Here is an 8,181-nt window from a genome sequence, read left to right on the forward strand (position 1 = left end):
GAGCGGCCCGCGGGCCGCTCTCTTCGTTCGCAATGCCGCGCGCCGCGGCCGGCTCGATGCGCGAGCGTCAGAACATCGCGACCTTGTGGCGCGCATGCGCGAACGTCGGGTCGCTTTCGAGCGGACGATAGTTCAGCCGTTGCGACAGGTCGACCGCCGCGCCGCACACCGCTTCGACGAGCCGCTCCTTCTCGCCGGCCTCGCCGATCTCCGAGCGCGGCACCGTCGCGGTGATCGCCGCGACGATCGAGCCCGAATGATCGCGCACGGGCGCCGTCACCGCGGAAATGCCGCTCTCGAACGCCGCCTCACTGACCGCGTAGCCGAGCCGCGCGTAATGACGCACGCGTTCGTACAACTCGTCGACGGTGCCGGGCGTGCGCTCGGTGAACTGTTCGAGTTTCTTCTCCGGATAGAGCTGTCGCAGCGCATCGCGCGTCAGGTCGCCCATCAGCACGTGGCCGTGCACGGTCGCATGCGCGGGCAGGCGCGTGCCGACGTGCACCTTCACCGAACCGAACATCGACGCATTGCTTTGCGCCTTCGCGACGAACACCACGTCACGCTGGTCGCGGATCAGCAGGTGCGTCGACAGGCCGGTCGAATCGCGCAGCCGTTCGAGCACGGGCGTGCCGAGATCGGTCAGTTCGAGCGAATTCAGGTATTCGAAGCCGAGCCGCAACACGCCGACGCCGAGCCGGAAATAGCGGTCGCCGTTCACGCGTTCGAGAAAGCCGAGCGCCTCGAGCGTCTGCAGCAGGCGGAACGTGGTCGTGCGCGGAATGCCGATGCGCTTCGACAGCTCGGGTGCGCCGAGCACGGGCTCGCGCGCGGAGAATTCGGCGAGGATCCGCAGCCCGCGTTCGAGCCCCGGCACCAGATAGGACGAAGCGCCGCCGCCCGACGACTCGTCGTCGCCAGGCGCCGCCGGCTCAGGTGCATCGCTCATCGTTGTCTTGACCATGTGGACATGGACGGAAGGAAATCAGTCACGAAACAGGTCATGGATCGCCGTGGAGATTCAGTCATGCTACCTCAGTGCGCGCGTGGGCTCGCACCGCTGCGCGGCGCCGCGATGCAGCACGCGCATCCACGCACCATGACGCGTCATTCAAGGTCGAGAGGATAGCAGCGTTGGACGGCGCGACGCCATGCGGAAATCGCCGGACGGCGGGAAGGCGGCCGCGCGGCGCTGGCGCGCGGCACGCGGTCGGGCGACGGTGGCCGAAGCGTGAGCGTCGACGCCAGGCAGCCTACAGACGCGACAGATAGACGCGAATGGTCGTGCGGTCGTACGCAAAGCCGCCGGCCGGGTCCGGCTGCAGCACGCGTGCGAGATCGACCGGATGCAGCCATCCGGCGCCCAGCAGGCCGCCGTTGATCCCGCGAATCCGGGTGCCGCCGACGGCGATCGCGGCGTGAAAGACATTGGTGCCCCGCGCGAAGCCGACCGCGGTGCCCGCCGGAATGCTCGCGCGCCCGTCCCACTGATTGCCGGTCTCGAAGTTGAAGCGCGTCTTCCACAGCTGGCCGATCGTGTCGAGCAACGTACCGGGCGCGATCATCGCGTCGGCGCGCAGCAGATAGCGGACATAAGCAGCGGCGTCGTAGCAGACGCCGCCGGACACGTACTCGTCGATGTTCGCCATCCCGAACATCAGCGCCTGCGCGTGTTTTTGCCGTTCGGCGATGCCGGATTGGGCGACATGCCCGCCTAACTGGGTGAGTTGCACGGATAGCTCCTTTCAGGAATGCGGGACGTCATCGTCCTGCGGATGCGATAACGTCATATCTTATTACGATATGGCTCGGCATTTTCCAGGCGCGCTTCCGCCATACGGGGTTCGCGCTTTGCCCGGGAGGTCGCAAACCCGCGCACAGGCTTCCGCTACGCGTGTCGGAGTCGGCGCGATGCTTCAACATCGAACCGCACGAACCAATTGGCGCGGCAAAACCGCCAACGAAAAACCAGAAATGAGAAACAGTCGGGGACACACCGTCCGGCAACGGACGGCACGGAGGAAGACGATCCTCGGGCGGGATCGCCGCGACGGCGTCAGGCCGTCACGGCGTGGTCATATTCGGCGCGGGCAAGCTGGCCGGCGGCGTATGCCTCGGCTTCGCCGCGAAAGCCTTCGCGGCTGAACGCCACGACTTTCACGCCGACGCCGGTCGCCCGCTTCACCGTCAGCGCCCATTGCCATCCGCCGTCTTGCTCGAAGACGTGTAGCGAGGGTTCGAAGGAAGGGTCGAGTACGGTCACGCGTTGTGCTCCTGCCCCGTTGCGCGCTACGTCGGCAACGCATGGAGGCATGTCGAAAGGATCGCGCCGGCCTGCCGACGCGTTTGTGCCATTCCTCAGTGTAGTCAATAATTGTTGCGACGCACCATCAGAGGTTTCACTCACCTATCGAAACCGGGCGGTCGATCGAATCTACCTGAAAGCCTTGCGGGACGGGCCTGAGCGCCCGGCCGGACACGCTGCATTGAATTCGTGCGGCAACGTGCCGCACGCGCAACCGATTGCTTGCATTGGCCTTTCGTGAATCACCGAAACGGGGGCGCGATCTATCCGGCCGCGATCGATACGCGTCGGAAGGTGAGGTTGACGCGTTCGCCCTGCACGCCCGGCGCCTTCGGCACGCGGTGCTGCCATTCGGCCTGTGTGCGCCCGCGCATCACGAGCAGGCTGCCATGCACGAGGCGGTACGCATGCGTGACGCCGGTCTCGCGATGGCGAAGATCGAACACGCGCATCGCGCCGAGACTCACCGACGCGATCACCGGCGCGTCGCCGAGTTCGGGTTCGTTGTCCGCGTGCCAGCCGAGGCTGTCCAGCCCGTTGCGGTAGCGATTGAGCAGCACGCTGTTGAAACCCACGCCGCACGTCGCCTCGACCGCGTGCTTCAGCCCGAGCACGGCCGGCGTCCAGGGTTCGGGCACGTTGCGGATCCCCGAGTACACGTACACGGCATCAGGCTCGCCCTGCCACGCGGTGAGCCGCGGCAACGGAATGCGCCCGCGCGGCGTGCGGATCGTGTCCTGTCGCCACGCGACCTCGTCGATCAGCGCGGCCAGCGCGTGGTCCGCGGCGGGTGGCGCAAGCCAGTCCGGGTACCAGTCCACGTCGGGCGCGGGCGTATCAGCGAAGAGATCGGGCGTCGACATGTCGGCAGGAACGGGCAAGGAACGAAGCAAACGAGGCATGTCTGCATACTAGCCAACGGCGCCGCGCGCCGCCATGCGCTGCCATTCCCTGCTGAAAGAAAGCCGCCGAAAAACCTGCCGTGCACCGCGATACGCGTTCGTATTGCGTGACGGACGCCTCCCGGCCATCCGCTAGCCGCGCGTCAGCCGGATCAGCGTGATCTCGGACGGCACGCCGAAGCGGTTCGGCGGCCCCCAGTAGCCGGTACCGCGGCTCGTATACAGCCACATGTCGCCGAAGCGGTTCAGCCCGCCGACCACCGGCTGCTGCAACCGCACGAACGGCGGCCACGGCAGGAACTGGCCGCCATGCGTGTGCCCCGACAACTGCACGGTAAAGCCCGCGCGGCTCGCCGCTTCCGCGCTGCGCGGCTGGTGCGCGAGCAGGATCTTCGTGCCGACGTCGCGCGGCGCACCGGCCAGCGCCTGCGCGGGGTCGCTGCGATGCGCGGGATCGAAGCCGCCCGCCGTGAAGTCGGTCACGCCCGCGAGCACCGCCCGCGCGCCGCCGCGCTCGATCAACACGTGCTCGTTCAGCAGCACCGTCAGCCCGATACGACGAAACTCGTCGATCCATGCATGCGCACCCGCGTAGTACTCGTGGTTGCCCGTCACGAGGAAGGTACCGTGCCGCGAGCGCATCTGGCCGAGCGGCGCGGTGTGTTCGCGCAGGCGCTTGACCGAGCCGTCCACCACATCGCCCGTCACGACCACCAGGTCGGCGTCGAGCGCATTGACCGCGCGCACGATCCGCTCGATGTAGGGCCGCTTGATCGTCGGCCCGACGTGGATATCGGACAGTTGCACGATCGTCAGCCCGTCGAGTGCGGCCGGCAGCCCGGCGACCGGAATCGACACGCGCTTGACCGCCGCCGTACGGCGCGCGCCGACGAACCCGATCGCGGTCACGAGCACCGCGGCCGCCAGCACGCCGAGCGCCGTGTCGGGCGCGGCGCCGGGCCATGCGCCGTCATGGCCGAGATGCCGCCACACGAGCACGCCGAGCAGCACGAAGTCGCGCAGGAGCGTCAGCACCAGCAGCGACGAGAAGAAGCCCATCACGAGCGCGCCGGCCCAGCCGACCAGCGTCGCCGCCCAGCCTTCGTCGAAGCGGCGCGAGAACATGCCGACCGGAATCAAGACGACGAAACTCGCCAGCACGAGCGCCGCGATCGTACGCGCGAGCGGCGACGCGAACGCATCGGGAATGATCCGCATCCCGACGTACAGATGGAACAGCACGCCGATTGCAATGAACCGGACAAAGAAACTTCGCATGAAACGTTCACCTTCGTTGCACGACCGCATCCGCGGCACGCGGCGCACGGGCCGTAATGCCCAGGTGCCGCGTGTCGCGCCCTACGCACGATGGTACACAGATCCCGGTCGCGACGACGGGTCGCCGCCGACGGTGCAGCGCCGTGCGGCTTCGCGCGATAATCGGCCATCCTCCCGCCGCCACGTCCATGCGCTTCGATATCGTCGACCTCAAACTTTTCACGCACATCGCGGAAGCGAACAGCCTGACACGCGGCGCCGAACGCGCGCATCTGTCGGTGCCGGCCGCCAGCACCCGCATCAAGCACCTCGAGGAGCAGGTCGGCGTGAAGCTGCTGAGCCGCACGAGCCAGGGCGTCACGCTGACCGCGCCGGGCGACACGCTGCTCGCGCATGCGCGCCGCGTGCTGCGCCAGCTCGAGCAACTGACCGGCGACCTGCAGGAATATGCGTCGGGCGTGAAAGGCCACGTGCGCGTGTTCGCGAACACCACGGCGATGAGCGAGTTCCTGCCGGGCGTACTGCGTCACTATCTCGTCAACCATCCGGACGTGACGATCGACATGCAGGAGCGGCTGAGCCCCGACATCGTGCGCGCGGTGCAGGACGGCATGATCGACATCGGCATCGTCGCCGGCGACGTGTGCACCGACGGGCTGCAGGCGATGCCGTACCGGCGCGACCGTCTCGTGCTCGCGACCGCGCTCGGGCATCCGCTCGCCAGCCTGGCGTCGACGCCGTTCGTCGCGACGCTCGACCACGACTTCATCGGCCTGCCCGAGGCGAGCGCGATCCACACCTTCCTGAAGCGCGCGGCCGCCGACGTGCAGCGCACGCTGCGCTGGCGCATCCAGGTCAGCAACTTCGAAACCGCATGCCGGATGATCGAGGCGAACGTCGGCGTCGGCGTGCTGCCCGAAGGCACCGCGCGCCGCCATGCGAGGACGATGGCGCTGCGCCTCGTCGCGCTCGAGGACGACTGGGCCGAGCGCCAGTTGCAGATCTGCGTCGCCGATCTCGATGCGTTGCCGCGCTTCGCGCGCGATCTCGTCGACCTGCTCGTCGAGGATGCGCGCGAGCGACCGGACTGACCGGATTCGCATGCGTTCGAGCGGCAATCGGCGGTTTGCGCGCCGATTCCGCTGCGTCGGCATGGCAAATTCCACTGCGCGCTTTTCGTCTGACGATCCTTTACAGTCCGTTAGCAACCCTACGCGAGCGGGTGCTGGCAGAATCGCGGCGGCCCGATCATCGCTGCCGACACGCACCGCCGGACCGTCCGGCATGAGCGACGGCGCGGCCCCGGCACGGCCACGACCCGTGCCGTAATCGTATGCCGGATCGCTGGCGATCCGCATCGCGCTGATTTATGATCGGCTCCGTATCCTGGAATCGTCGTCGCGGCGACGATTCGCATTGCGCCGCGCCCGGCATCCACCCCCAAACGTCGAGCTCGTCACACCATGAGAAAAACAACGCCGCGCGCGCCGCTGCGCGTCGCCGCCGTGCTGGCGCCCGCCCTGCCGCTCGCGGGCTGCGCATCGCGCGGCGCACCGTCCTACGTGCTGTTCGGCGCGTACTTCCCGCTGTGGCTCGTCAGCGCGATCGTCGGCGTCGTCGGCGCGATCGTCGCGCATCGCGTGTTCGTCGCGACCGGCTGGGCCGCGACGGTGCCCTACCAGCTCGCCGTCTGCACCGCGATCGGGCTCGTGGTCGCCGTGATCGTGTGGCTCACCGGCACGGGGCCGTTCGCATGAAGGCCGCCGGCATCGCCCGCCCCTCCGTCAAAGGCCGCGTGATCGCGCTCGCGATCGTCGCGCTCGGCATCGCGGCGCTCGCGTACGCGTACCACCGCACGACCGCCTACCCGTCCACCGACGACGCGTCGATCGACGCGGACGTCGTGCACGTCGCGTCGCCGGTCGGCGGTCGCATCGTGCAGCTCGCCGTGCATGAAAACCAGCGCGTCGCGAAAGGCGACCTGCTGTACGTGATCGATCCCGTGCCGTACCGGCTGACCGTCGCGCAGGCGCAGGCCGACCTCGAACTCGCGCGCGCGTCGCTCGACACGCGCCGCCGTTCGCTGATCGGCGAGCGCTCGAATGCGTCCGTCGCCGCCGAGCAGGTCAAGCGCGCGACGCAGAACTACGATCTCGCGACGCGCGACGTGAACCGGCTCGCGCCGCTCGCCGCGCAGGGTTACGTCAGCGCGCAGCAGTTCGACCAGGCGAAGGTGCGCCAGCGCGACGCGTCCGTGTCGCTCGCGCAGGCGCAGGAGCAGCAGCGCGCGTCCGCACAGACGATCGGCGACGACGCGGACGCGATCGCGACGCTGCATGCGCGCGAAGCCGCGCTGGCCCGCGCGCAGCATGCGCTCGACGATACGGTCGTGCGCGCGCCGCACGACGGGCTCGTGACCGGCCTGAGCGTGCTGCCCGGCGAAACCCTCGCGCCGAACCAGTCGATCTTCACGCTGATCGATGCGAGCGAATGGTTCGCGGTCGGCAATTTCCGCGAGACGTCGCTCAATCGCATCGCGGTCGGCGACTGCGCGACCGTCTACTCGATGATCGACCGCAGCCGCCCGCTGACGGGCAAGGTCGTCGGCATTGGCGCCGGCATCGCGGACAGCGCGCGCATCAACCTGCCGCGCTCGCTGCCGATCGTGCAGAACTCGGTGAACTGGGTGCACGTCGCGCAGCGCTTCCCCGTGCGCGTGAAGCTCGACGAACCCGACGGCAAGCTCGTGCGTGTCGGCGCGAGCGCGATCGTCGAGGTCCGGCATGGCTCAGCCTGCCGCTGAGGTTCGCGCGCCGGGCCCGCGCGAAGTCCTGCGGCTGCTCGCGCCGTTTCCGGGGCGCGCGGCGATCGCCGTGCGCGTCGCGCTGATCTGCGCGCTGACCGCGTTCGTGACGGCCGCGTACGGCACGCCCGAAGCCGCATTGTCCGCGTACGTCGTGTTCTTCATGATCCGTGCCGACCGCGTGACGAGCGTGGTGCTCGCGGCCGCGCTGCTGCTGATCGTCACGATCGTGATCGGACTCGTGCTCGGCATCGCGATCTTCAGCATCGACTATTCGATCCTGCGGGTCGCGTGCATGGCCGTGCTGTCGGTCGCCCTCCTGTATCTGACTTCCGCCAGCAAGCTGCGCCCGGTGGGCGCGATCCTCGCGATGATCGTCGGCTTCGGGCTCGACCAGCTCGGCCTCGCGCCGTTCGGTGAAGCCGCCACCCGCGCGCTGCTGTATATCTGGCTGACGATCGCGATCCCCGTCGGCGTGGCGATCGTCGTCAACCTGCTGATCGCGCCGTCGCCGCGCAAGCTTGCGCACGCGCAGCTCGCGAAGCGGCTGCGGCTCGCCGCACGGCGCCTGCGCGGCGACGACGACGCACGTGCCGCGTTCGACGCGAGCCTGCGCGAAGGCGACAAGCAGTTGCTCACGTGGCTCAAGCTGTCGAAGCTCGAAGGCTCGTCGAGCGCCGCCGACTTCGCGGCGCTGCGGCAGGCCATCGCGTCGAGCACCGCGCTGATGGTCGGCGTCGCGCTGGCCGATCGCGAGCCGGACGCGCGGCTGCCCGATGCGTTCGCCACACCCCTCGCCGCGACGCTCGACGACATGGCCGCCATTCTCGAACGCGGCGGCTACCCGGTCGACGTGACGCTCGCGCTGCCGCCGGCCGACGCGCTGCCGCCGC

General features: G+C 68.8%; 8 protein-coding genes and 1 pseudogene. 4 read left to right on the plus strand and 5 right to left on the minus strand.

The window, feature by feature from the left end; translation table 11 throughout:
- Positions 1–67 precede the first annotated feature (67 nt).
- From JMF90_RS13700 to JMF90_RS13720, 5 genes are all read right to left on the minus strand, one after another.
- Positions 68–964, minus strand: coding sequence for an IclR family transcriptional regulator (locus JMF90_RS13700; RefSeq protein ID WP_011547419.1), 897 nt, complete (start codon positions 962–964; stop codon positions 68–70).
- Between the two features lie 289 nt (positions 965–1,253).
- The gene (gene tecA / locus JMF90_RS13705) at positions 1,254–1,733 is read right to left on the minus strand and encodes a type 6 secretion system effector deamidase TecA (RefSeq protein ID WP_011547418.1); all 480 of its coding nucleotides are present in this window, start codon (positions 1,731–1,733) and stop codon (positions 1,254–1,256) included.
- Between the two features lie 323 nt (positions 1,734–2,056).
- A complete protein-coding gene (locus JMF90_RS13710; RefSeq protein ID WP_006478718.1) occupies positions 2,057–2,263 on the minus strand; it encodes a hypothetical protein in 207 nt (68 codons plus the stop codon).
- Between the two features lie 305 nt (positions 2,264–2,568).
- A complete protein-coding gene (locus JMF90_RS13715) occupies positions 2,569–3,168 on the minus strand; it encodes an alpha-ketoglutarate-dependent dioxygenase AlkB (RefSeq protein WP_172593233.1) in 600 nt (199 codons plus the stop codon).
- 171 nt (positions 3,169–3,339) lie between these two features.
- Positions 3,340–4,485: a metallophosphoesterase gene (locus JMF90_RS13720; RefSeq protein WP_011547415.1), complete on the minus strand. Its 1,146-nt coding sequence runs from the start codon at positions 4,483–4,485 to the stop codon at positions 3,340–3,342.
- A 188-nt stretch (positions 4,486–4,673) separates the two neighbouring features.
- Between JMF90_RS13720 and JMF90_RS13725 the strand changes: the two genes are divergently transcribed.
- From JMF90_RS13725 to JMF90_RS13740, 4 genes and pseudogenes are all read left to right on the plus strand, one after another.
- Positions 4,674–5,576, plus strand: a complete 903-nt coding sequence (locus JMF90_RS13725) for a LysR substrate-binding domain-containing protein (protein WP_011547414.1) — start codon at positions 4,674–4,676, stop codon at positions 5,574–5,576.
- 372 nt (positions 5,577–5,948) lie between these two features.
- Entirely contained in the window at positions 5,949–6,242 is a 294-nt protein-coding gene (locus tag JMF90_RS13730; protein ID WP_011547413.1) for a hypothetical protein, read from the plus strand.
- Positions 6,239–7,288, plus strand: a complete 1,050-nt coding sequence (mdtN, locus tag JMF90_RS13735) for a multidrug transporter subunit MdtN (protein ID WP_011547412.1) — start codon at positions 6,239–6,241, stop codon at positions 7,286–7,288. Before JMF90_RS13730 ends, mdtN begins: the two co-directional genes overlap by 4 nt.
- Positions 7,269–8,181 (plus strand): annotated as a pseudogene (locus tag JMF90_RS13740) (FUSC family protein); the annotation flags it as partial. The gene mdtN and the pseudogene JMF90_RS13740, both read left to right, overlap by 20 nt.

Origin of the sequence: Burkholderia sp. E168m23, assembly GCF_016586125.1 — a bacterium.
In the GTDB taxonomy this organism is placed as follows: Bacteria; Pseudomonadota; Gammaproteobacteria; order Burkholderiales; family Burkholderiaceae; genus Burkholderia; species Burkholderia orbicola.